We start from the raw sequence: 24,662 nt of genomic DNA, 5'->3' as shown, positions 1-24,662 counted from the left end.
TTAGTCGCGCGCCCTCAGAACGCCTGCGGGGCGCGCGGCCAATGGCCGCCACGCAAAGGCAAGCCCCGCAATAAGGTTCGCACCGATCCCACCAGCGATAATAATTACGGCAGAGGACCAAATTACCGAGAAATCGGTTTCCATTACGAAATGGCTAACGCTCCAACCAGCTGCGATCCCAGCAATCAGGCCGACCACGCCCGCGGCAGCGCCCATCAGCATGGCGCGCAAGGCAAAGCTATTAAGAATTTGCCCACGGGTCGCGCCAATCGTTTTCAGGATTGCCGCCTCATAGGTTCGACCCCGCTCACCCGCTGCGGACGCGCCAATGAGCACCAAGAAACCCGTGAGCAGGGTCATGCCGGCGCCGTACGACGTGGCCGCAGCAATGCCAGACATGACCTCTGCAACCCGGTTGATCGCGTCCCTGACGCCGATGGCAGTCACATTCGGATAGGCGGTCGAAACATCGCGCAGAATCGCGCCCTCGGCTTCTTGGGTCGCATAGACCGTCGCAATGTGGGTATGCGGCGCGCCTGAAAGCGCTGCCGGGTTCATCGTTAGGACAAAGCCGATTCCCGCCGTCGAAAAGTCGACGTCGCGAAAACTGGTGATCGTGCCTGCGATGTCACGACCAAGAACGTTCACAGTCAGGGTATCGCCAAGGGATAGCCCCAATTCCTCGGCCTCTTCGGCTGCGAACGAAATTTGTGGATCGCCGGTGTAATCTTCGGGCCAAAAGCTGCCTTGGGTGACTGTCGTGCGGCTGTCCGGCTTCGCTGCATATGTGATCCCGCGATCCCCACGCACCACCCAGTGGTCAGGGGCGACTTCGCGGGCAGGGATGCCATTGATTTGCGTAATCACGCCGCGCAGCATCGGCGCAGTATCCACACGGCTTACAGCCGGATCATTCGTGACGCGCTCCATGAACCCATCAAGCTGATCGGGCTGGATATCGACGAAAAAGTAGCTCGGGGCCACATCCGGTAGATCTCGTGAAATCGCGTTACGCAGGTTTCCGTCGATTTGCCCAACGGCAGCCAGCACTGACAATCCCAAACCCAAAGACAGAATGACAGCTCCGGTCTCTTGCTGTGGGCCACCAACCGCAGCGAGAGCCCAGCGTAATGGACCAGTTTGACGTCGGCGGTGGCTGGCCCCACGTGCTAATTTTCGCGTTCCAGCCGCAGCCAAAGCCAGCACAAACAGAGCGCCCGCGATACCGGCAGCGGTCCACAAAGTAAGTGCCGCCGCTGCAGAAAAGGCGACCGCTGCGCCAACCAATGCGGCCAGAAGAAGTGCAGCAGCAATGACATATGGGAGGCGCGGCAATAATTTCGCACTCGCCATCGCGTCACGGAAAAGGGTTGCGGGTCGGACCTCTTCGGTTCGGGCGAGGGGCCAGAGCGTAAACAGAAGCGCAGCGAGGGTGCCGTAAAGAGCAGCCTCAATCAAAGGTAGCCAATAGATTGAGAAAACGGCCGGAATAGGAAGGCTCTCTGCAATCAGCGGCGCGAGCAAAAGTGGCAAGCCCGCCCCTAGAATTAGGCCAAGCGTAATGCCAACTGCGCTCAGGATCGCAATTTGCAGAAAGTAGGTTAGGAAGATCGTCCGGCGGCTCGCCCCGAGAGTCCTGAGCGTGGCTATGACACCGGTTTTCCCCGCCAAGTAGGCCCTGACCGCAGCCGAGACACCGACCCCACCAACCGCGAGCCCCGACAGGCCGACGATTACCAAAAATGAACTGAGTCGGTCTACAAATCGCGAGACGCCGGGCGCACCATCGCGGGAGTCTCGCCAACGAATGCCTGCGCCAGAAAATGTATCTTCGGCCATTTCGCGTGTGGCGTCCAAATCGGTGCCCTCTGGGAGCAGCAGCCGGTAGTCGGTTTCGTAAATCGAACCGGGGGTCAGTAGCCCCGACGCAGCCAAATCCTGTGTCCTGACGATGGTGCGCGGGCCAAGGCCAAAGCCAGCCCCCGCGTCATCAGGCTCTCTGACCAATTCTGCCATCAAGACAAATTCTTGATCGCCCAATAAAAAATTGTCTCCGACCTGCAGGCCAAGTCGATCAACCAGAGCAGGCGCCATGATTCCGCCTGGTAGAGAGCCATTGCCAGCCAAGGCAACTTCAAGCGGCATGGAGGGTGAGAGCTGGACCGCACCAACCAGCGGATAAGCGCTGTCGACGGCCTTCACCTGCGTCAGGCCGCGTTCTTCGCCCGCAACAGCCATCGATCTGAAATCGACGATCGCGGATAGGGCTTCAGACACACTCTCCATCCACGCCAGTTCATCTGCACTGGCAGAGCGGTAGGTCAGTTCAATCTCAGCGTCACCGCCCAAAAGTGCCGCGCCTTCGGAGGAAATCCCTTGGTCGATGGCACTGCGAACGGTGCCAACCGCAGAGATTGCTGCGACCCCAAGCGCCAAACATGCTAGAAAAATGTAAAAACCGCGCAAGCCGCCGCGCAGTTCTCGAAACGCGAAACGAAGAGGTAAGGGGAGGCTCATGCAGCCTGCTCCGTACGAACAATTTTGCCATCGGTGAGGCGAAGCTGACGGTCACACCGCCCTGCCAATTCCGGCGCATGGGTCACAAGGATCAGGGTCGCGCCATGACGATCGCGCAAGTCGAAGAGCAGTTTGATCACGGCATCACCGTTGGCGCCATCCAGATTGCCTGTTGGCTCATCGGCCAATAGAATTTTCGGGCGGGTTGCGACAGCGCGGGCAAGCGCGACACGCTGCTGCTCTCCGCCTGACATTTGACCAGGATAGTGGCCAGAGCGGTGGCCAAGTCCGACGGCCTCGAGTTCTGCAGCGGCGCGAGCCATTGCGTCAGCAACCCCAGCCAACTCTAGCGGGGTCGCAACATTCTCTAGCGCTGTCATGGTTGGGATGAGGTGAAAGGATTGGAACACAACGCCCATGTGATCGCGCCGAAACCGTGCAAGGCGATCTTCATTCACAGCGGTCAGATCTTCGCCCAAACAGGTTATCTTGCCCTCCGTTGCCCGCTCCAGACCACCAAGAAGCATCAGCAACGACGACTTGCCCGAGCCCGATGGTCCGACCAACGCTAGAGACTCACCTTTTTCGACCTCAAGAGAGATGTCTTGCAGGATTGTGACCGGACCAGCATTGCCATCCAGCGTCAAACTCACATCTTTGAGGGAAAGAACGGAGGTACTCATGTCAGCGCAAATCCTTTCAGGCATATCGGTTGGATATGGGGCCTTTCGCAACGGCAGCAAGAGTTTGGTCGCAGCTTTAGCTGTTTGCGTCTGCACAACCACGTCCGCGCTTGCCGCCGAAGTCACTATTGCCGCTCTGGGTGACAGCCTAACCCAAGGCTATGGTCTGCCGCAGGGCGAGGGCTTTGTCCCACAATTGCAGGACTGGCTGACCGCGCGCGGCGAGGACGTCGAGGTTTTGAACGCTGGAGTGTCGGGCGACACCACTGCAGGAGGGCTCTCGCGCGTGGACTGGACGCTGACCGATAACGTCGACGCAATGATCGTGGCATTGGGCGGCAACGATCTGCTGCGCGGGATCGACCCTGCGGTCAGTCGCGCAAACCTAGAGGGAATTCTATTGGCCGCCGAGGAAAGGGGCGTGGACGTCCTGCTGGTCGGCATGACAGCCACTTCTAATTACGGCACTGCCTACAAAGAGGCTTTCGAGTCCATGTACCCAGAGCTGGCCGAAGCGCACGACACCCTCTATTATCATAGTTTTTTCGACGCGCTGACCGAAGATGGCATCACCGAAGAAAACATCCGCACCTATATGCAGCCAGACGGCATCCACCCCAATGCCGAAGGCGTGGCCAAGATCGTCGCCGATCTTGGTCCCTATGTGGTTGAATTAGCGAACAAATCCCGTTAATTAATCCTTGGCTTTAGCGGCGATTGGACCCCGCGCTTTGCCCACCGCAATGCCGTGCGCTGACCACGATACGCCAGCACGCGCGATCCGCGTGTTGTCCCATGTGTCAAACAGAAGGGTGAAGCCTTCGGCGGTAATCTCGGTGCAGCGGATATTAAATCGCAGGTTTTCTGACTGGGAACTGTCCATCCCAGACAGGCCCGCCGACACAACCGGTGGCGCGGCGAAGGGCTGATCAAACGTAAAATCCCAACGCACCTGACGGGCGCCTTCACCGCTCCACATATATTCATTGGTGTCGCAGTGGTTAAATAACTCATCTTGGGCAGAGATGGCCTGGAACGCGCCAGGAATCATCGTGATTTGCTGAACAAATCTGGACGACGCAAGCATCGCAAACTCCGGAAAACTGATAACAATACAGAAACAGATTGCTTCAGACGGGCGCTCTGTTCAACCCATGCAAAACCGGAGATACTTCGCAGCACCTCCGGTTCGCATGATTTCGCCGAAATTGTCGCGGATTAGCGCGAGAACTTCTTGTGCTTGATGCGCTTGGGCTCCAGCGCGTCGGGACCGAGACGGCGCTTCTTGTCCTCTTCGTAATCTTCGAAGTTGCCTTCGAACCATTCAACGTGCGCCTCACCCTCGAATGCGAGGATGTGGGTACAAATACGGTCGAGGAAGAAACGGTCGTGCGAGATGACAACCGCGCAGCCCGCGAAATCCACCAGAGCGTCTTCCAGAGCACGCAGGGTTTCCACGTCCAAGTCGTTGGTAGGTTCGTCAAGCAACAGCACGTTGCCGCCTTCTTTCAACAGGCGAGCCATGTGGACACGGTTGCGTTCACCACCCGACAGCAGGCCAACTTTCTTCTGCTGATCACCGCCCTTGAAGTTGAAGGAGGAGCAGTACGCGCGGCTGTTCACCGAGGCATCCCCCAGTTCGATCAGCTCTGCGCCACCCGAGATAGCTTCCCACACGGTGTCATCGGCGTTCAGATCGTCGCGCGACTGGTCTACGTAGGACAGTTTGACCGTGTCACCATAGCTCACCGAACCGCTGTCGGGCTGTTCCTGACCGGTCAGCATCTTGAACAGGGTCGATTTACCGGCGCCGTTGGGACCAATCACGCCGACGATACCGCCCGGCGGCAGCGAGAAGTTCAGACCTTCGACCAGCAGCTTATCGCCGTAGGCCTTCTGGATGTTCTCGACCTCGATAACCTTGGAACCCAGACGAGGACCGTTCGGGATAACGATCTGTGCTTTGCCGACCTTTTCACGCTCGGACTGGCTGGCCATTTCGTTATAGGCCGCGATACGCGCTTTGGACTTCGCCTGACGGGCTTTTTGGCCCTGACGCATCCACTCAAGTTCGCGCTCAAGGGTTTTCTGCTTGGCTTTGTCTTCGCGCGCTTCGTGCTCGAGACGCTTGGCTTTCTGCTCCAGCCATGCCGAGTAGTTGCCCTCGTAGGGGATGCCACGACCACGGTCTAGTTCCAGAATCCAGCCTGTGATGTCATCTAGGAAGTAACGGTCGTGAGTGACGCAGAGGATGGTGCCTTTGTAGTCGATCAAGTGCTGCTGCAGCCACGCGATGGTTTCCGCATCAAGGTGGTTGGTCGGTTCGTCGAGCAGCAGCATGTCGGGCGCTTCGAGCAGCAGTTTGCACAGGGCAACGCGGCGCTTTTCACCGCCGGACAGTTTCGACACGTCCGCATCATCAGGCGGGCAGCGCAGCGCTTCCATCGCGACGTCAATCTGGCTGTCCAGTTCCCACAGGTTTTCTGCGTCGATCTGGTCCTGCAAGACGGTCATCTCTTCCATCAGCTCGTCGGTGTAATCCTCGGCGATCTGCATGGCGATTTCGTTGAAGCGGTCGATCTTGCCCTTCTTCTCAGCGACGGCGAGCATAACGTTCTCGCGAACCGTCAGCGACTCGTCTAGCTGTGGCTCCTGCGGCAGGTAGCCAACGCGCGCGCCTTCGGCCGCCCATGCCTCGCCGGAGAAATCCTTGTCGATGCCAGCCATAATGCGCAGCAGCGTCGATTTACCGGCACCGTTGACGCCGACAACACCGATTTTCACGCCGGGCAGGAACGAGAGGCGGATGTTTTCAAAGCACTTCTTGCCACCGGGATAGGACTTGGACACGCCGTCCATGTGGTAGACGTATTGATAGGATGCCATGGGCTTCCGCTCCTTGCAGGTAATCTGGGTTTGGGGCGGAGTCATATCCAAGGGGCCGCGCAGGGGCAATCAAAGAAAGCTATTCAACAGCATTTCTACAGCGCCAATCTGTGATGGTTGAACACGGTGGCCCAGCTTGGCTTGACACTCGGAGCTATGCTCGGGTTTATGACCCGGTTTTTTACGGAAGCCTGCATGCCTTACAAATTGCCTTATGTTGCACCCGGTCAGGTGATCGGATTGCTTGGCGGGTCCTTTGACCCCCCGCATCAGGGGCATGCACAAATCACCAGAGAGGCCCTGAAACGCTTCGGGCTGGATCAGGTCTGGTGGCTGGTGAGTCCAGGCAACCCGTTGAAAGCAAAAGGGCCTGCGCCCATAGCGGACCGCGTTGCAGCGGCCCGGAGCCTAATGGACCACCCACGGGTCCAGATATCGGACTTCGAGGCGCAGATCGGCACCCGTTATACCGCCGAAACTTTGAAGCGCCTGCAAATGCTGCTGCCCCAAGCGCGGTTTGTCTGGCTCATGGGTGCAGATAATCTGGCGGGCTTCCATCGTTGGGATCGCTGGCAAGACATCGTGAAGATGGTTCCTGTCGGCGTTCTGGCCCGTCCCGGCGATCGTATGTCCGCCCGTTTCAGCAAAACGGCACGGGTGTTCGAAAAGGCAAGGCTCGACATGAGCGACAGCCGTCTACTGGGGCAGGGGCCCGCGCCGCGTTGGTGTTTTGTGAACATCCCGATGCGCGGCGAATCCTCGACCGAGCTACGCAAATCCGGCAGGTGGCCGCACTAGGCCGCTTCACTTTTTCGTCGGTGTCCGCAAAACTGGCCGGCAAGTGTCACTTTCAGCTTGTCGCCGCAAAACCCTGCGTTTTTAGTGTGCGCATGGTACAGACAATTTCCCGTCGCTTCTTTGTTGGTGCCCTTGGGGCTACCGCGCTTCAGACCGGAACGGCAAATGCCGCAGGGCTGGTCCAGTCTTTGCGCCCGCAAATGCGTCCGGCCGGCGGAACCAAAGTGGCGATGCCCGCAGCCGACGCTCTGCTGACAGAGTCTGGTGTTTCGGGGCAGGTGATTTACGCCGTCGCGGATGCCAAGACCGGTCAGATCCTAGAAGCGCGCGATGTGGCTGGCGGTTTACCCCCTGCTAGCGTGGCGAAATCTGTGACCGCGATCTACGCACTCGAAACATTGGGCGCGGGTTATCGCTTTCATACGCGCGTCATTGCCGTAGGCGCGGTATCGGGCGGCGTTGTCCAAGGCGATCTGGTTCTGGCAGGAGGCGGCGATCCAACATTGGATACCGACGGGTTGGCGGATCTTGCCCAACAGCTGAAGGCCGCAGGTATCCGAGAGGTCACTGGCCGTTTTCTGGTTTACGGAGGCGCGCTCCCCTTCGAGTTGCAGATCGACGACGATCAACCGGATCACGCGGGATACAACCCGACCGTATCGGGGCTAAACCTGAATTATAACCGCGTCCATTTCGAGTGGCGTCGTGGAAAAAGTGGCTACGCGTTGACGATGGATGCCCGGTCAAACGCGTATCGCCCTGATGTGAGCATGGCGAAAATCAGTGTCGTCCAACGCGACCTTCCTGTTTTTGGCTACACGGATTTGGGCGGCGCGGATGCTTGGACGGTCGCGAGCGGTGCCTTAGGTAACGGTGGGGCGCGCTGGCTGCCTGTGCGCAAGCCAGAACTCTACGCAGGCGAAGTCTTCCAGACGTTTGCCCGCAGTCAGGGGATCAAACTGCCCGCACCGAAGATCGCACGTAGTGCACCAAGTGGCAGCGTTCTGGCGCAGCTCAGCAGTGCCCCACTGCGCGACGTGGTGAAGGATTGCCTAAAATACTCAACGAACATCACCGCAGAGGTGGTGGGTCTGACGGCTAGCCTAAAGCGCAATGGCCAAGTGAGAAGTTTGCGCGCATCGGCACGGTTGATGTCAGCTTGGGCCGAAGCGCGTCTAGGGATGAAGGGCTGCAAGTTTGTGGATCACTCCGGGCTCGGCGACGCTTCGCGAGTGACGGCATCAAGCCTCGCACAGGCTTATGCGGGGCCCGTTCAGCAAGGGTTGCTGCCGGATTTGATGAAGCCGGTCGCGATCCCGGACAAGAACGGAAAACCAATTCCAACCCATCTACTGAAAGTCCATGCCAAGACAGGCACCCTGAACTTTGCAAGTGGTCTTGGTGGTTACATAACAACGGCCAGCGGACGCGATCTGACCTTTGCGATATTTGCCGCCGATCTGCCACGCCGCAACAGCCTGGCCGAATACCAAAAAGAAAACCCGCCGGGTGGTAGAGCTTGGAACCGGCGGGCGCGAGCATTGCAAAAGAGCCTGATCCGCCGCTGGGGCGTCGTCTACGACAGCTGACTACTCGGTCATGTGGCGCGCACGCGCGCCGCGCTCAATCGCTGCGGCATGAAGGCGGTCAATGTTCAACTCGTAGCGCATTTCCTCTAGCAGGCGAAGTTCCGTCTCATACAGATGGCCGTCCGCAGCAGCCACATCACAGGCCAGAGCATAAGCTGTTTCGTTCAACTTATTCGGCAACGCCTCGCGGATCAGACCAAAGAGTGCATCCAGTCCGTCCTCCTGCTCAAAAAGCTCGAATACCAACTGAGTGATGCGCGGAATGCGATCAGTGTCGTATTCCGCGAACACAGGTAACATGTTGACCGCATTTTGAATTTCCACCAACTCAGCGGTGCGCATATTCTCGTCCGAGGCCGAAATCGCAACCATCGTCGCCACGAGGGCGTCCTGAGGGCTGATAATGTGTTGCACGTCTTCGGTCACGGTCTGTCCTTTCAAATTCGGCCTTGTCACCAGAGAATATTGACGCATGATCCACCTCGCAATAGGGAGGGCACAATTGCGCGCGACAATGACGCGCTATTGATGGAGTAATGGAAAATGTCTGATCTGCGCGAAGCCGCGATGCGTTCGAAAGCCTGGCCCTTTGAAGAAGCGCGCCGGCTGCTGAAACGCTATGAAAAGGCGCCGCCGGAAAAGGGCTATGTTCTATTCGAAACCGGCTACGGCCCGTCGGGTCTGCCGCACATCGGCACTTTTGGCGAGGTCGCACGTACCACGATGATCCGCCGCGCGTTTGAGCTCATCAGCGATATCCCGACCCGTCTGATCTGTTTCTCTGACGACATGGACGGCATGCGCAAAGTGCCAGAGAACGTTCCGAACCAAGAGCTACTGCACGCGAACATCCAGAAGCCGTTAACTGCCGTCCCCGACCCGTTCGAGGAATTCGATAGCTTTGGCGCACACAACAACGCGATGCTACGCCGTTTCCTCGACACGTTTGGTTTTGACTACGAATTCTATTCGGCGACCGAGTTTTACAGGTCTGGCCAGTTCGACGAGATCCTACTGCGCGCCGCTGAGAAGTACGATGACCTGATGAAGATCATGCTGAAGTCTCTGCGCGAAGAGCGTGCGGCGACATACTCGATCTTCTTGCCGATCCACCCTGAAACCGGCCGCGTGCTGTACGTGCCGATGAAGAACGTTGACGCCGCAAATGGCACCGTGACGTTCGATGACGAAGATGGGAAAGAGTGGACCCTGCCAGTGACTGGCGGCAACGTGAAGCTGCAGTGGAAGCCCGACTTCGGCGCCCGTTGGGCGGCTCTATCCGTTGACTTCGAGATGTACGGCAAGGACCACAGCACCAATACGCCGATCTATGACGGCATCTGCCGGACCCTTGGCGTGCGTCCGCCCGAGCACTTCACCTACGAACTGTTTCTTGACCAGAACGGCGAAAAAATTTCGAAGTCCAAAGGCAACGGTCTGTCGATCGACGAATGGCTGACCTATGCCTCGACCGAGAGCCTGTCGTACTTCATGTACCAGAAGCCCAAAACCGCGAAGCGTATGCACTTCGACGTGATCCCCAAGGCGATGGACGAGTATCACCAGCAGCTGCGCGCCTATGTCGATCAGGACGCAGACAAGCGAGTGAACAACCCTGTTTTCCATATTCACGGCGGAAATGTTCCCGAGTCCAAAATGGTCGTTCCGTTCTCGATGCTGTTGAATCTCGCGTCGGCAGCTGGTGCCCAAGACAAAGAGACCATGTGGGGCTTTATCCGCCGCTATGCGCCTGAAGCGACTGCGAAAACCCACCCTGATCTGGACGCCGCTGCCGGTTTTGCCGTGCGCTACTACAATGATTTCGTGAAGCCCACGAAGACCTTCCGCGCGCCCGACGATCAGGAACGTGCAGCGCTTGAGGATCTGCTGGGTCGTCTGAAGTCCTATGAAGGTGCGAACGACGCTGAAGAGCTGCAAAGCCTTGTGTTCGCGGTTGGCAAAGACCACAACTTCGAGAACCTGCGCGACTGGTTCAAAGCGATCTACGAAGTGCTGCTGGGTCAAAGCCAAGGCCCCCGTTTCGGCGGCTTTATCGCTCTGTATGGCCTGAACGAGACCGCTTCTTTGATCGAACAGGGCCTCGCGGGCAACCTCGGCTAGTACTGGCTGAAACCAAATGGCGCGCTACCTCGTCTATTAGAGGAGAGGAGGCGTGCCATGAAAACACTCACGCTTGCGGCAGCACTCTGGCTAGGACTGGCCATGGGTGCGGTCGCGCAATCAGACGACATCCGTCAAACCATCCGCAGCCAGTTGGACGCGTTCAAGTCTGACGATTTTGCGACGGCGTATGATTATGCCAGCCCCACCATCAAGAATGTGTTCCGCAATCCCGAGATGTTCGGGCACATGGTGCAGCATGGCTATCCCATGGTTTGGCGCCCCGGAGCCGTTGTTTTCCTGGATATCGAAGAGCGGGACGGCCGCATTTTCCAACCCGTCATGATCGAAGACAAGTCTGGTAAGGTGCACGTGCTGGAATACAAGATGATCCAGATTGAAAACGAATGGCAAATCGACGGCGTTCGCCTGCTGGACTCTGACGGCGCGATCGCCTGAACCGCTAAGCGTACGCTGCCGCAAGTTCCGGTTAAAGCGCTGTTGATACTTCCCTTTGACCAAAGCGCGCGAGTTGCGCGCCCTGCGGAAAAAGGGAAAATACATGACGATTGCTTACATGACGCCCGACGAGTTGAAGCCCGTTGCTTTTTCGGACGGTCTTTTCAACTGGTCTTCTGGTGATGGCCTAAGCAGCAATGATACGCTCGAAAGCGTCGGAGGCATCGCACTTGTGCCCGGTGATGGGGACTTCGGCAGCTGTCTCGAAATTGTGAAGACTTCAAGCACGCAGCGTGTTCGTTGTCTGGTTCCTACCGACATGGCCGCTGGCCGGTATCTGCGCATCCGCATCCGGGTCAAAGCGATTTCTGGCACCTTGCCCGAAGTGCGTGTAGCGGGCACTCCTGTGGACAGCGCTGGCACCGCCATTGCAGGGCTCACCGCTATCGGCCCTTCGAAAGCACTGAGCGAGTACGGCCAAATCACAGAGATCAGTGGGATTGTCGGAACGGGCAGCCGCGCTGGAGTCGACATGGTTTGGGGCATGGGGGCTGTCAAAGGTCACTTTGGCTTCGACCTAACTGGCGGGAACGGTGGTGTTGTACGGATTGACGACGTTATCATAGAAGACGCGACGGCTCTGTTCCTCCCACAGCTTGTCGGCGCAGTTGATGTCCGTGATTTTGGTGCTGTCGGCGATGGCACGACAGACGATAGCCCCGCGTTTCTGGCGGCTGATGATGCAGCCGAGGGCCGAGCGGTTTACGTTTCACCGGGTACATATTGGCTCGGCGATAGCGTGACGATCAAAAGCCCTGTCCGCATTGCGGGCCAGATCGCTATGCCCACCGACGCAATTCTGATCCTACAGCGCGATCTGGACCTTCCGACCTACGCTGACGCTTTTGGTTCCGAAGCACAGGGCTTTGCCAAAGCTTTTCAAGCACTTCTGAACAGTGGCTCTCACGACAGCTTGGACCTTGGCGGCCGAAGCGTTCAATTGACAGAGCCGCTCGATATGCAAGCAGCCGTGCCCAATCGCGACAGCTATGCGACGCGCCGAGTTATCAAGAACGGACAGATTGAAGCCGCCAATTCCCCGGATTGGGACGATGAGGTTCTGACCTCAATCGCCACCTATGATCCTGATAACGCATATTTTCTAGAAAGCGTTGAGAATGTTGCGAATATTCCCGTCGGGGCGTTGGTCGAAGGTGTCGGTGTCGGACGCGAGGTCTATGTCCGCTCGGTTGATGTGGCGACAAACACCGTTCGGCTCAACTGCCCGCTCTACGATGCTGAGGGCACACAGAATTTCACATTCCGGCGGTATAAATACCTGCTCGACTTCAGCGGTTTTGGCAATCTGGCAAAGTTCAGCCTGTCGGATATTGAGTTTCGCTGTAACGGGCGTGCGAGCGGATTGATGATCGCGCCTGCGGGCATTGGATTGCACATAAGGGATTGTGTGTTTACCCGTCCGAAGAACCGCGCGTTAACCTCGCCCGGCGAGGGATGTCAGGGCATGATGGTGGACCGTTGCCAATTTCTGTCGGACGAAAGCCCTCTGACCGTGCCTGAACGCATCAGCATCGCGATGAACGCAACTGGCAACGATGTGAAGGTTCGCGACAATCGCTTCGTGCATTTCAAGCACAGCATTGTATTGGCGGGCGCTGGCAACATGATCTCTGGTAATCACTGGTTCCAAGGGGACAGCGCGTCGAACGGCATCCGCTCTGCCGGACTGATCCTGAGTAAGACCAACTGCAAAACCACGATCACAGGCAACTATATCGACAACAACTACATCCTATGGGCCAACGAGCACGATCAAGCGCCTGAACAAAGCGACGAGTTTTCCTTTGGTGGCCTGACCATCAACGGCAACATCTTTACCGTCAATGACGTGTCCTCTGCGTTCCGTTTTCTGATCCTGCGGCCACATGGGATCGGGCATTTCCTGAATGGTCTGACCATGGGCAACAACGTCTTTCGCGCGCTGAATGGCAACATTGACCGGGTCGAGGAAATTGACACGACCTTTTCCACGCTTGAACTCGACCGCACCTACAACGTGATGGTCCAAGGAAACGCCTTCAACGCTGTGACCGCGCAGATCCGCAACCCACTCGTTATCAAGGCCGATCAAAATACGGCTGCAGAAACGTGGACCGTCGACTGCGGGGAGAACCTGCCGTTCAAAGGGCGTGCGCGTTCTGTCGAAGGAGTGATCGCTGAGGGACCCCTAAAGACTTCGGAAGGTACGGTGTCGTGGGCCACGCCCTACAGCCAAACCGAGCAAGGTGCCGACGGAGACAAGATCAAGCTGGTCTGGCCCACAGCGCTGAAAGGGCGCGTGACATTGACCACGCGCGTCGATGCGCCGATCTAATCAACTCGAAAATTGCTTAACCCTGTCCTGCCACTTGCGGGGCAGGGTGCCCATTTTCTCGCGGACGGCCTCGTATTGCGGGCGCAGGATTTCAAACGCAGCGCGTTCCTGTTCCGCTGTCATTCTCAGAGACTTGCCTTCATGGTGCTTGACCGACAGATCAGCTGGCACAAAGTCCAGACCAGCGAACGCACAAATCCGCTCCAGCCCCTCCTTCTCAAAAATGTCCTCATAGAACACCGCCAGAAATTTACCCTCGGGCAAGGTGCTCGCGCGCTCTAGGGCCGTGGCATAGTCACCCCGCGCTCGCATTTCGGGCAAATCTCCAGCCAAAGCCGACTGCAGCATCTCTGCGCAGTGCACATCAAACGGCTTCTTTTTCTTTGCCTTTTCGGCGTTCATTCGCACGTGACTCCATAGCCGCGCCACCGGATCCCGCATTAGGTAGAGAAAGCGGACATCGTCAGTCAGGCCGATCATCCGGCGATACACTTCTTCGGACTGAATTCCGTAGGACGGGGTGATGTCAGCCACAACCGGCTTACCCTGACGGCCAGCCTTGAGAAAACACAGATAGGCGTAGTCGCGATCTTCGTCGTCTTCGTTTAGAACCAGCAACCAATCCAACGCATCATCGAAACGCTCGCGGACCCGCGCTCGCATCCCGCCTTTGGCTGTCTCCGCACGGCGCCCAAGCTCTTCGGCTTTGCGGGCGACCTTTTGGCGCTCTTTCTCCAAGCCTTCGGGGTCAAGATTGTCAAAGTAATGCAACTCTTTTCGCGACCGCACATGGCATTGAGGATGATCAGCAAGATAATGGTAGAGCCACGTCGTGCCCGACTTGGTGGCCCCCAGACCGATCAAAACCGTAGGTTGTTTGCGCATGCGGTGCCCGTTCTGCTTTTGCTTCTACTCTATTGCAAAACGGCATTAGGTCAAAGCAGCTTACCGTCGCTGTGCCGCTAACATTCAAAAGGTTTGCCATAGTTGCAAACCGATCCTAGTCTCGCCCTCTCCGAACGGGGCGTTAAAGCTAAGTAAAAATTCGTGAGAATCCGAGATTTTTAACCCTGCGACGGTCTCCGCGCGCCAAATCTGCCCCCAAGTGTTTTGGGTGCCCTGCAGTTGTCCGTAGACTTTGGACCACTTCGACGGCGAGACGCCGAGGGTTAGCTCAAACTTCTGGCTCTGGACATCCCCAAAGGTCATCGAGGACGCCGCCGTCGCCCATCCGCCCGACATGATATCAATCCCGCGCCCCAATGACGCGCCAATCCGTAAATCGGGACCTGAAACATCCAAACCATAGTTTTGCCCCCATGGATCCAAAGGAACCATCCCGTCAGAGCGCATAACCACAGCGGCTTCGGTGGCAAATTGCAGGCCGCGCGGCAGGGCAAAGGAGCGGCTGGCAAAGGCCGCAGCATGGCCCGTGTAGCTCCAGGTGCCATAGGCGTCGACACCGACCGTCCAGTCGTTGCCCAAACCGTATTCCAGATACAGCGATGCAGCAGGCTCAGAGTTCAGTCCAGTCGACAGGAAGAATGTGCCGGCCTCGCGCGGCCAAGGGCCCGCGAGACACGGGCCTGTCCAAAGAGCAAATAAGAAAACCGCACACCGCCACATAAGGGCAGGGTGCGCGCTCTTGGTTAACAGACGCCTAATGGCGGGGGCACGCTATCACAAGATCACATTGAACCGCGACTTTTCTGCTGCCAGTGTGCGGCAAACTCACAAGAAAAGGCAGGCATCATGCAAAAACTAATTTTGATCGCGGGACTTTTGGCCTTGGCGGGGTGCGGCGTCCCATTTGTCCCGCTGATCTGAGGTAGGAACCAAAGTCCCTATCTTTTGCGGCGCTTCACGTTGCCACCTCGTTGACCCGGTCGGCCTGCGGTGCTGCGCCCGCGGGCTTTTACTGCTTCGTCTTGCGCAGCGTCGATCGCAGATTGGCGCGCCATCGGATCGTCCGCAATTACCAGATCGACAGCTTCCAATCGCTTCAGCTCATCGCGCAGACGGGCAGCTTCTTCGAATTCGAGATTTTCGGCTGCCTTGCGCATGTCGTTCCGCAAGCCTTCCATGACAGCCTGCATGTTGCTGCCCTGCTGCTTTTTGTCGATGGTCGCCGTCACGCGCGACATATCGGTGTCGCCTTGGTATAGGCCAGCAAGCACGTCATCGACGTTCTTCTTGACCGTCTCGGGTGTAATCCCATGCTCTTCGTTATAAGCAATTTGCTTTTCACGGCGTCGGTTGGTTTCCGCGAGTGCACGCTCCATGCTGCCGGTCATCCGGTCAGCGTACATGATCACCTTGCCTTCGGCGTTTCGCGCGGCACGACCGATGGTCTGGATCAATGAGGTTTCGGATCGCAAGAAGCCCTCTTTGTCGGCATCCAAGATCGCGACCAATCCACATTCTGGGATATCGAGACCCTCTCGCAACAGGTTGATCCCGACCAGCACATCAAACGCCCCAAGACGCAGATCTCGCAGAATTTCGATCCGCTCGATCGTGTCGATATCGCTGTGCATATAGCGTACACGAATGCCCTGCTCGTGAAGATACTCGGTCAAGTCTTCGGCCATGCGCTTGGTTAGAACGGTCGCGAGCGTCCGATACCCCTCCTGCGAGACTCTCCGAATTTCATCCAGCAAATCATCAACTTGCGTGTCGACAGGACGGATTTCGACCAGCGGGTCCAGCAGGCCCGTCGGACGGATCACCTGCTCAGCAAAGACGCCGCCGGATTGCTCCATCTCCCACGCGGCGGGGGTCGCGCTGACGAACACGGACTGCGGACGCATGGCGTCCCATTCCTCGAACTTCAGTGGGCGGTTATCCATGCAGGAGGGCAAGCGGAACCCGTGTTCCGCGAGCGTCATTTTGCGCCTAAAGTCACCTTTGTACATCGCGCCGATCTGGGGCACAGAGACGTGACTTTCGTCCGCGAAAACAATTGCGTTGTCGGGGATGAATTCGAACAGGGTCGGCGGCGGCTCGCCTGGTGCACGGCCGGTGAGATAGCGAGAATAGTTTTCGATCCCGTTGCAGACCCCAGTGGCTTCCAGCATCTCCAAATCAAAATTGGTGCGTTGCTCCAGACGCTGTGCCTCAAGCAGCTTGCCGTCACCAACCAATTGATCGAGCCGTTTGCGCAGCTCGTCCTTAATCCCGATGATCGCCTGCTTCATCGTCGGACGCGGGGTCACATAGTGAGAGTTCGCGTAAATCCTGATACGCTCGAACGTGTCCGTCTTTTCACCAGTCAGCGGGTCAAATTCCGTCAAAGCTTCAAGCTCTTCACCAAAAAAGCTCATGCGCCATGCGCGGTCCTCAAGGTGTGCTGGCCAAACTTCCAGTACGTCGCCACGCACGCGAAAGCTTCCGCGTTGGAACCCGTGGTCATTCCGGCGGTACTGCTGCGCCACCAGATCGGAAATCACCTGCCTTTGATCATATTCTTGACCAACATGCATGTCTTGCGTCATCGCGTTATAGGTTTCGACCGAACCGATACCGTAAATACAAGAGACCGAGGCCACGATGATCACATCGTCCCGCTCTAGCAGAGCCCGCGTGGCCGAGTGGCGCATCCGGTCGATCTGCTCGTTAATCTGGCTCTCTTTTTCGATATAGGTGTCCGAGCGCGGCACATAGGCCTCGGGCTGGTAATAGTCGTAGTAGGACACGAAATACTCGACTGCGTTCTCGGGAAAAAATCCTTTGAACTCGCCATAGAGCTGCGCGGCCAGTGTTTTGTTCGGAGCCAAGATAATGGCAGGGCGCTGGGTCTCCTCGATCACCTTAGCCATGGTAAAGGTCTTACCCGTACCAGTGGCCCCCAGCAGAACCTGATCCCGTTCGCCATCCAGCACGCCGCCCGCCAACTCCTTGATCGCTGTGGGCTGGTCCCCTGCTGGCGCAAATTCCGTATGCATCTCGAAACGCTTACCCCCTTCCAGCTTCTCGCGGCGCTGTGGAGCAGCATTCTGCATCGAGAAAGTATCGGGGCGATTGTTGTGCATGGAGGTCTCCGTTTGGTCAGGGCATATCTTGTCCTCTTTTTGTTCCCTTTCAAGGGCAGAGGCCGAATTGATCGCGATTTCTGCCCTCTCTTGCAACGGCTCCGGTCGGTTTTCAGAGGCACCGGTACAGAAAAGCCAAGAAGACGGTCAATGCGCGCGCTGAATCGCCGTTCAGGACTTGCGCAAGGCGCCCGATTTCTGGATAAGAAACCGAACTCTAAGGAGGCATCCCATGCGCGCACGCATCTATCGTCCGGCCAAAACGGCCATGTCCTCGGGCACCGCGAAAAGCAAAGAATGGATTCTGGAATTCGTTCAGGCCAGCGCTCGCGAAGTCGACCCTTTGATGGGCTGGACCTCTTCGGCAGACACCCAGAGCCAGGTCAAGCTGCGCTTCTCGACCAAAGAAGCCGCGATGGAATACGCCGAAGAGCATGGCATCGACGCCCAAGTGATCGAGCCCAAGCCCCGCAAAGCAAACATCCGCAAGGGCGGCTATGGAGAAAACTTCGCCACCAACCGCCGCGGTGCGTGGACCCACTAACTTTGTAAATCGGGGTAAAGTTGTCGCGAAATCGGGGCAAAGATCTCGCGAAGTATCGTTTGAACTGAGTGGAATCCCCAGATTTAGGCGAAACCGCCCGCCGGCCACAATATCTTGATTTTAGTTTTGACGCCGTTGAAACACCCCAGAACATGACTTCCTCAGGGCGACCCCACCGGTCGCCCCTTGCATTTCCTGACCTGTCAGAGTGACCCAGATGACCATTACCCACCTCGTAACCCACAGTGGCGGCTTTCACGCGGACGAACTGCTGTCCTCGGTCATCCTGACCCGCCTCTTCCCCGAGGCCGAACTGGTCCGCACCCGCGACACCGCATGGATCACCCCGGGCGAGGGCAAGATCATCTATGACGTGGGCCGTGACTACGACGCGGAGGCGCGCATCTTCGACCACCACCAGCGCCCCGTGCCCACCCGCGAAGATGAGCAGCCCTACAGCTCCTTCGGTCTGATCTGGAAGCATTACGGGCTCGACTATCTCCGTGCGCTCGACATCCCCGAGGCGCATCTGGAAGACATCCACGCCAGCTTCGAGAAGAGCTTTGTGCTGCCCATCGACCTGATGGACAACGGCGCCATGAACCCGTCGGTGGCGGGCCCTCTGACCTCGCTGACGATTTCTGTTCTGCTCGAAAGCCTGAAGCCGGTGTTCGACAACCGCAGCCCCGATGCGGACGATCAGGCCTTTGCCAAGGCGCTGCCGATCGCAGGGGCCTTCGTCGAAGCCTCGATCGCCAAGAAAGCCGCCAAGCGCCGCGCAGAGGCCATTGTTGCCAAAGCGATCGCAGACGCAGGCGCCTCGCGCATTCTGGAGCTGCCCATGGGCATGCCATTCCGCTCGGCCATCGACGCAGCGGGCGCCGACCACTTGCTGTTCGTGATCAATCCCCGTGATAACGATTGGTCCATCGGCGGCATCCGCATCAGCGGCGACAGCTTTGAGCAGCGCGCGGATCTACCTGCGGCGTGGGCCGGCCTGACCGACGAAGCGCTCGAAGAAGCCAGCGGCGTCAAAGGCGCCAAGTTCTGCCACAACGGCCTGTTCATCGCTGTCGCCAGCAGCCGCGAGGCGGCCCTGAAGATGGCGGAACTGGCTGTCAAAGAAGCCGAGCGCGCCACCAGCGCTGCCTAACCTGCCTGGAGGGCGCCATGGAGTTCCTGCTGAACGGGGATGAGGAGGGGAGGACGACAATCCTCCTCGCCCACGGCTCCGGCGCCCCGATGGACACCCCTTGGATGAGCATGATTGCCGAGGGGCTGGCCGACCAAGGCTTCCGAGTCGCCCGTTTCGAATTCAGCTACATGGCGGCTCGTCGCACGGGCGGCTCCAAGCGTCCGCCCGCAAAAGCCGACACCTATGCCCCTGAATTCCTGTCTGCCATAGACGCGCTCTCCTGCGACGGCCCCTTGATCATTGGCGGCAAAAGCATGGGCGGCCGCGTAGCAAGCCTGATCGCCGAAGACCTCTACGACGCGGGGCGGATCAACGGCCTGCTGTGCCTCGGCTTTCCTTTCCATCTACCGAAGAAGCCCGACAATCGCCGCGGCGAAAACCTATCGGACATCACCTGTCCCACCCTCATCTGCCAAGGAACCCGAGATCCCTTCGGCACGCGGGAAGTCGTCGAGACCTACGCCCTGTCAGATGCGGTCACACTGCACTGGCTCGAAGATGGAGATCACGACCTCAAGCCTCGTAAGCGCGTCACGGGCAAAAGCTTGGAGGACCATCTCCAAGCCCTTGCGAGCCGAACCAAGGCTTGGGCAAGCGCCCGCGTCTGAGCTGCGTCAAATATATCGGAAGAAGGTTGCCAAGGTGATTTCGGCCCTAAACCGACATTGTGCTGATCGCACAACGACGCAGTGCAACTTCACCAAACCGGACTTTCGAGGCATCCCGCAGCACTTTTTACAGGCCTAAGTCTGCAATGCGCAGGAAGTCGACGATTGTCACGTGTCTGCGCGGTGCCCGAACAAAGTCGCACAGCGCATTGTTTAGACCAGAACTGGTCGAGCGGATACACCAGCGCGCGCTGGACATCCTTCGTCAGGCTGTCCTACTCGGCGAGCCCATGGGTACGCACAATGCAGGATGCCATCACGGTCTTGTTGATGCGCTTTGTTTTCAAAAGTAGCTCGAGCGTCGGGAACCGCCGCCCATCGGCAGAGATCGTGTACATACCAGTCTCGGCGTTGCTCTAGTCAAGTACGGGCCGCACGGTAGTGAAGCTGAGCAGCGTCGGCCGAGCGATGTCATCCGCCAGTACTTCGATTGACACGCCCGCCTTGACTTGGAACACGTGCGACTGGCTCAAAATCAGCTTGTCGAAGGAAATGTCACGCGAGGCGCTGAGGGTGAATTTTATTGCTTGGTCATCAGGATATCTCGGCGTCAGGCCAGCTGGGAACCTCTCTCTCGATTTCCAACCCCGCAACGGAAAACGCGTTGCACATCTTGCTTTGGCGGTCAAAGTGCTTTGAATGTAAAAATGCTAAGAGTTCGCTTACATTCATTTTCGACGCGGTGTCTTGCTGTTATCCATGCTCGGCTTTTTTCTACGCTGATGTTTTGCGCTGGCCGAGTGCCTCTTCCAATACGTCTAGTGGTATTCCCGGCTTTTTAATTCCCATTCCAATTGCCAAGTGAGTCTTAACATTGATGACGTTGTCAATTCTTGAAATCCTATCAATTATATTTTGACCATCCTCCTCGTCGAAGACCATACATTTCAGCAAAAAATCGATCTCACCGTTAAGCAGGCTGCAGGCACGCACTTGCTCAATTCTTGCAGAACTAGCTTCAAAGTCTGACAGCGCTTTTTCCGATGTGTCTTTCAAAGTCACCATTGCAAAGAGTATCGATGAAATGCCAACTCTCTCCGCATCTACATCTGCCCAATAACCTTTTATCAAGCCGTGATCTTCAAGAAGCTTCACCCTCTGAGTCACGAAAGATGACGAAACACCCATTGATTTAGACATTTCTTGCGCTGTTAGCCGACCATCTTCTTGCAGAAGACGTAAAATTACCCTGTCAATTGGGTCTAGCTTCTCTTTCAACGACCTTTCTTCGGTAATCCCATCAGTCGTCGCGCTCAAAGGGGGCGGCCGACTAAATATCTTCAGATTTTTTACTGACTTTGGGTTTGTATCAAGGACAGTCTGAAGTTGATCTTCATAAAGATATACACCGTCAAGAATGGCACCAAGAAAGGAAACATTTGACAAATCGCTTTTTCGAAAATCCATATCGGACCAATCAAATCCCTCGAAGAATTCCTGCGGATTTAATCCAACTCGTTCTACTGCAGCAACTGGGTCCGTCATGTCTCCGTTGACAATCTCAATGGCGGCATTGGAGCCTTCTTTGTCAAAGCTTACCTTTCTCCTCATGCGATTGCCTCACCAATGCTTAGCTCGATGAAGTCATCGCCGCCCTTTAACCGATCGTGAACCATTTTAGCGATTATGCGCTTCCTGGCGCGGGATTGCTGTATCGGATCCAATTCATTATTAAAATTTGGGTGGAAACTCACATCCATGTCGTCCTGAAATGCTCCGATCGAAATTCTTATGTTCGCACCTTTTCTACAGTCAATCATTGCAAGTTTCGCATTGGCGATCAATCCAATCAAGTATCCCGCATCCAACGGCTGCACCACCCATTGCCTCTGCTCACCTGGCAGTTCCTGAAGAAAAACACCATCAACCGAGCCGTTTTCAGGAGGACTGCTTGGCACTAAATTGGTGAGAGACTGGACAACTTGTCCGTCTGTTTGCAGAGTAATACGTGCTTCTCGAAATCCAACTTTTGCTCTGCCAAGAGTAAACTTCTCAGTTCCTCGGCGACCAGTCATCTCTGTATCTACTTCGATGGTTTCGCTCAGTCTAAAATGGATACTTGTTGCTGAAACCTCGTAGCGCTCCATTCCGTCGAATGGGGCGTTGGAAAGTATTTTTAATGCTAGGGATCGAAAATGAATAGCTTGAGTTGTATTCCTGGTCTGATCCTTGAATAAGCCATCTTCCGTAGGATCACAGCCTGTCATTTCATGAATTGCTGAACAAACTTCAATGCTAAGACTTTTTGTTGTCTTTATCTTCCCAGTTCGCCAGTCACTCCAAGTCTTGCGAGATCTCGGCAAACCCAAGCCTGATCTTTTTGAACCAAAAGCACGAGACACAATTTGATCATAGAACGCCTTCGCGGCGTCGTTCTCGATCTGCCTATGACGCTGTTTCCATTTATCGAATGCTTCGGCCGCGCGGATAGGGTTTACAGATACAAGCTTCTGATTTCCAGTCATTGTCTCATAGCCCTCGCGCATGAACTTCGGACGCTGCCTTCGCACATCCGGACCGTTATTAAGCAATCCAGACGCTCAGAGCCTCGATGCCGGACGCCTCAATAGCGAGATTTAACCTACAGTGAAACAAGGTTGAAGGCTAACGATTATGACCCCGTATGAATGGACAATGCTGATCCTGTCGCTAGCGATGTTGATAGTTTCGATATTGAGCGCCTTAGCGGGATGCTGAAATCCCGGGAGCCGCGATTTCGACTTCAAGAATCGTCGTTTTTCGGGCCCTCTCATCGAACTGCCGAGAACCTTCTCCTTGGGTCCCGACGATCAAGGTAAAAGGTGAGGTCTTCAGACCTAATTCAGCGCCGTGTTGGGAAGGTGAGCAAACTAAGTTGGCGGCCGTGGCACCGTGGTCGCCAACGCAAACTGGCTCCAAACGGGCGCAGAGACATGATCGAGGTGATGTGATCAAGGCTAATAACACGCCAGCAACGCCTTTGCCTTCCTCACTATTACCAGCCGCGCATCCTGCTGCGGCTTCGACCGAGCATCTGCCGTGATGCGCGGCACGAAGTCACAGACGCTCTCTGACAGGCGGCCTTGCTTGGTCTGCACCGTCTACACAATCCGCCCGTCTCGACCTTCGAATTCCCGCGCTTGCTGAGAAAGGCCTGACGGTCCTGATCCGACCGCGCTGGACGAATGCCCTCGATGAAGCGCACGGGCGACGACTCGACTAAGCGGGCGAGCACCGGGGCGGTCGTATGAGTGGAGCGGGAGGAGTCCGTTTGTGGCTGAGAGCGGACTTGCGGCGGCGCAGCACCAGAAGCTTGTGCTCACAGTCGGCAGATGTCACTCTCGGCCCAAAGGAGACATCTATTCGTGGCGTCGGATGCTGCAGTGCATACCGTCAGACCTGACATTCGTTACAAGCGCGATATCCGGGCACATTTCCGGGTCATCCTCAGGAGAAGGGCGGGGACTGCGCCGCTCCCTATGATGATGTTGGTCATCAATATAGCAAACACAGTCAGTGCAACTGCCCCATCTGCGCTCAATTGCAAGCCCGAGAAGGCGACGAATATAGTGTCCCCAAGCTTCCGTCATGAGAGCGTTCTGTGCAGGTTAGCAGATGGTCAGTCCCATCGAGCGAACGTCACGATGATATGCTCCAGCATGCTCGCAGAGATTGTGAAGTAGCCAGAATCCGTCTCCACGAATCCAACCTTAGAATAAGAGTTGCCAGCGACAATTTCAGACACGCCAAAAGCTCTGAAATTTGTTTGTTCGCCAACAGCCGTTTGATCGAACGCTTTTTTCACAACTGCTTCAACATCCGCGAAAGACCAACCAAACTCGTTGCCTCCTAAAAAGTCTAACTCGTTTTGGTGCAGTACGATTGTTTTTGTATCAAACGCCATGCTTCTTCTCCATTGTACGTTATGAGTGACCGGCTGTCCGCCAAATAGCTCGCTCTCCAATCATTCAGCTGAGGCTTTCACATTCTTCCGTCTTGGAAAAGCTGTTTGTCGCAGTCAGGCGGCTGCAATTTCCGGCTCTGAGCTGCCAATTGCTCGGCGGCTCGTCGCCGCGGTGCAGCTTCACCAGACCGGGTTTCGATGCCGTACGCAGCATTTTTGACAAGCCAAAGTCGACAATGCTCAGGAAAGACAACTTAATATGTGATAAGCTCCGTCTGCGGTATTTTTTTGCATCGTGCGATTACATATTTACCTCAGCAACAATCTTGTAATCTCCGTTCTCGCGCTCAAGTGTATACCCGCGATACCCCATTTGGCAACGAAGGACTTTGCGAAGCGGGTTGTCGTGACCATGACCAGCGCGACAGTCGCGAAGGCCAAGCTAAATCCGATCTCGGAATAGCCGGCTTGGCCTATGAGAACACGGGGGGCTGTCGAGAAGAAAACGAAGAATGTGCCCATGCCGGCACTAAATCCGACCGTGTAAACCCAAAAGGCCGGACTCGCGAAGATCGGCAAAACAGATCGTTGCGTTCTGGCCTGATCCAACGGTCGGGTTTCATGCCACCTGAAACTGGCGTTTAAGAGTGCGAGCGAAGCCAGTGCAGCCAGTGTGATGAAGATCGCCTGCCATCCCCAAAACTCGCCGATCAGCGCACCGGCTATAGGGCCGAGCGCAGGCACGAACGCCAGCATCGAACTGAAAAGGCCGTAGATGACGGCACCTTCGGGACGATTGGCATATACGTCGCGCACGGTCGCGAAGGTGGCCACCAGCATGGCCGATGCTCCAACAGCCTGAACCAGACGAAACGCAACAAAGGCTAATGCAG

21 protein-coding genes and 1 pseudogene are annotated in these 24,662 nt (G+C 56.6%); 9 read left to right on the top strand and 13 right to left on the bottom strand.

The window, feature by feature from the left end:
* Nucleotides 1-2,517, bottom strand: a complete 2,517-nt coding sequence (locus BM225_RS11805; protein ID WP_092464465.1) for an ABC transporter permease — start codon at nucleotides 2,515-2,517, stop codon at nucleotides 1-3.
* Nucleotides 2,514-3,200 (bottom strand): ABC transporter ATP-binding protein, encoded by a 687-nt coding sequence (locus tag BM225_RS11800; protein ID WP_092464463.1) that lies wholly within the window; start codon nucleotides 3,198-3,200, stop codon nucleotides 2,514-2,516. Before BM225_RS11800 ends, BM225_RS11805 begins: the two co-directional genes overlap by 4 nt.
* On the opposite strand from BM225_RS11800, the gene BM225_RS11795 reads away from it, so the two are divergent.
* The gene (locus BM225_RS11795) at nucleotides 3,199-3,894 is read left to right on the top strand and encodes an arylesterase (RefSeq protein ID WP_092464461.1); all 696 of its coding nucleotides are present in this window, start codon (nucleotides 3,199-3,201) and stop codon (nucleotides 3,892-3,894) included. The two genes, BM225_RS11800 and BM225_RS11795, sit on opposite strands and share 2 nt — an antisense overlap.
* Here BM225_RS11795 and BM225_RS11790 read toward each other — a convergent pair whose 3' ends face one another.
* Nucleotides 3,895-4,287, bottom strand: coding sequence for an H-type lectin domain-containing protein (locus tag BM225_RS11790; protein WP_092464459.1), 393 nt, complete (start codon nucleotides 4,285-4,287; stop codon nucleotides 3,895-3,897).
* A 131-nt stretch (nucleotides 4,288-4,418) separates the two neighbouring features.
* On the bottom strand, nucleotides 4,419-6,086 hold the full coding sequence (ettA, locus tag BM225_RS11785; protein ID WP_092464457.1) for an energy-dependent translational throttle protein EttA: 1,668 nt from the start codon (nucleotides 6,084-6,086) through the stop codon (nucleotides 4,419-4,421).
* Nucleotides 6,087-6,281: 195 nt separating this feature from the next.
* Here ettA and BM225_RS11780 point away from each other — a divergent pair, with 195 nt between their 5' ends.
* Both BM225_RS11780 and dacB read left to right on the top strand, forming a co-directional pair.
* Complete coding sequence (locus BM225_RS11780; protein ID WP_092464455.1) at nucleotides 6,282-6,884, top strand: nicotinate-nucleotide adenylyltransferase; 603 nt, start codon at nucleotides 6,282-6,284, stop codon at nucleotides 6,882-6,884.
* Between the two features lie 92 nt (nucleotides 6,885-6,976).
* Entirely contained in the window at nucleotides 6,977-8,473 is a 1,497-nt protein-coding gene (gene dacB / locus BM225_RS11775) for a D-alanyl-D-alanine carboxypeptidase/D-alanyl-D-alanine endopeptidase (protein WP_092464777.1), read from the top strand.
* On the opposite strand, the gene BM225_RS11770 is transcribed toward dacB, so the two are convergent.
* Entirely contained in the window at nucleotides 8,474-8,845 is a 372-nt protein-coding gene (locus BM225_RS11770) for a tellurite resistance TerB family protein (RefSeq protein WP_420809854.1), read from the bottom strand.
* Nucleotides 8,846-9,016: 171 nt separating this feature from the next.
* Here BM225_RS11770 and BM225_RS11765 point away from each other — a divergent pair, with 171 nt between their 5' ends.
* The 3 genes from BM225_RS11765 to BM225_RS11755 all read left to right on the top strand — a co-directional run bounded on the left by BM225_RS11765 (nucleotide 9,017) and on the right by BM225_RS11755 (nucleotide 13,448).
* Nucleotides 9,017-10,594 (top strand): lysine--tRNA ligase, encoded by a 1,578-nt coding sequence (locus BM225_RS11765; RefSeq protein ID WP_092464451.1) that lies wholly within the window; start codon nucleotides 9,017-9,019, stop codon nucleotides 10,592-10,594.
* Between the two features lie 57 nt (nucleotides 10,595-10,651).
* Nucleotides 10,652-11,053, top strand: coding sequence for a DUF4864 domain-containing protein (locus BM225_RS11760; protein ID WP_092464449.1), 402 nt, complete (start codon nucleotides 10,652-10,654; stop codon nucleotides 11,051-11,053).
* Nucleotides 11,054-11,156: 103 nt separating this feature from the next.
* Nucleotides 11,157-13,448: a glycosyl hydrolase family 28-related protein gene (locus BM225_RS11755; RefSeq protein ID WP_092464447.1), complete on the top strand. Its 2,292-nt coding sequence runs from the start codon at nucleotides 11,157-11,159 to the stop codon at nucleotides 13,446-13,448.
* On the opposite strand, the gene BM225_RS11750 is transcribed toward BM225_RS11755, so the two are convergent.
* The 3 genes from BM225_RS11750 to uvrB form a co-directional block, all read right to left on the bottom strand.
* Nucleotides 13,449-14,333, bottom strand: coding sequence for a sulfotransferase (locus BM225_RS11750; RefSeq protein WP_092464445.1), 885 nt, complete (start codon nucleotides 14,331-14,333; stop codon nucleotides 13,449-13,451).
* Nucleotides 14,334-14,417: 84 nt separating this feature from the next.
* A complete protein-coding gene (locus tag BM225_RS11745; RefSeq protein WP_143095375.1) occupies nucleotides 14,418-14,933 on the bottom strand; it encodes a hypothetical protein in 516 nt (171 codons plus the stop codon).
* Nucleotides 14,934-15,292: 359 nt separating this feature from the next.
* Nucleotides 15,293-17,479, bottom strand: a complete 2,187-nt coding sequence (gene uvrB, locus BM225_RS11740; RefSeq protein WP_092464441.1) for an excinuclease ABC subunit UvrB — start codon at nucleotides 17,477-17,479, stop codon at nucleotides 15,293-15,295.
* Nucleotides 17,480-17,711: 232 nt separating this feature from the next.
* On the opposite strand from uvrB, the gene BM225_RS11735 reads away from it, so the two are divergent.
* The 3 genes from BM225_RS11735 to BM225_RS11725 all read left to right on the top strand — a co-directional run bounded on the left by BM225_RS11735 (nucleotide 17,712) and on the right by BM225_RS11725 (nucleotide 19,826).
* Complete coding sequence (locus tag BM225_RS11735) at nucleotides 17,712-18,023, top strand: ETC complex I subunit (protein WP_072702457.1); 312 nt, start codon at nucleotides 17,712-17,714, stop codon at nucleotides 18,021-18,023.
* A 217-nt stretch (nucleotides 18,024-18,240) separates the two neighbouring features.
* Nucleotides 18,241-19,176, top strand: a complete 936-nt coding sequence (locus BM225_RS11730) for an MYG1 family protein (protein ID WP_092464439.1) — start codon at nucleotides 18,241-18,243, stop codon at nucleotides 19,174-19,176.
* 17 nt (nucleotides 19,177-19,193) lie between these two features.
* Nucleotides 19,194-19,826, top strand: coding sequence for an alpha/beta family hydrolase (locus BM225_RS11725; RefSeq protein WP_092464437.1), 633 nt, complete (start codon nucleotides 19,194-19,196; stop codon nucleotides 19,824-19,826).
* 275 nt (nucleotides 19,827-20,101) lie between these two features.
* On the opposite strand, the gene BM225_RS22305 is transcribed toward BM225_RS11725, so the two are convergent.
* The 5 genes and pseudogenes from BM225_RS22305 to BM225_RS11695 all read right to left on the bottom strand — a co-directional run.
* Nucleotides 20,102-20,224 carry a ParB N-terminal domain-containing protein gene (locus tag BM225_RS22305; RefSeq protein ID WP_276326951.1) on the bottom strand — a complete coding sequence of 41 codons (123 nt, stop codon included), beginning with the start codon at nucleotides 20,222-20,224 and terminating at the stop codon, nucleotides 20,102-20,104.
* Between the two features lie 376 nt (nucleotides 20,225-20,600).
* Nucleotides 20,601-21,437: an Lrp/AsnC family transcriptional regulator gene (locus tag BM225_RS11715; RefSeq protein ID WP_092464433.1), complete on the bottom strand. Its 837-nt coding sequence runs from the start codon at nucleotides 21,435-21,437 to the stop codon at nucleotides 20,601-20,603.
* Nucleotides 21,434-22,351, bottom strand: coding sequence for a hypothetical protein (locus BM225_RS11710; protein WP_143095374.1), 918 nt, complete (start codon nucleotides 22,349-22,351; stop codon nucleotides 21,434-21,436). Before BM225_RS11710 ends, BM225_RS11715 begins: the two co-directional genes overlap by 4 nt.
* A 1,133-nt stretch (nucleotides 22,352-23,484) precedes the next feature.
* Nucleotides 23,485-23,769, bottom strand: a complete 285-nt coding sequence (locus BM225_RS11705; RefSeq protein ID WP_092464429.1) for a hypothetical protein — start codon at nucleotides 23,767-23,769, stop codon at nucleotides 23,485-23,487.
* Between the two features lie 357 nt (nucleotides 23,770-24,126).
* A pseudogene (locus BM225_RS11695) lies at nucleotides 24,127-24,662 on the bottom strand (MFS transporter); the annotation flags it as partial.

The sequence above is a fragment of the Donghicola eburneus genome (genome assembly GCF_900115865.1).
In the GTDB taxonomy this organism is placed as follows: Bacteria; Pseudomonadota; Alphaproteobacteria; order Rhodobacterales; family Rhodobacteraceae; genus Donghicola; species Donghicola eburneus.
The sequence above is the reverse complement of the archived record's forward strand: the minus strand, read 5'-3'. Positions and strand labels throughout refer to the sequence as shown.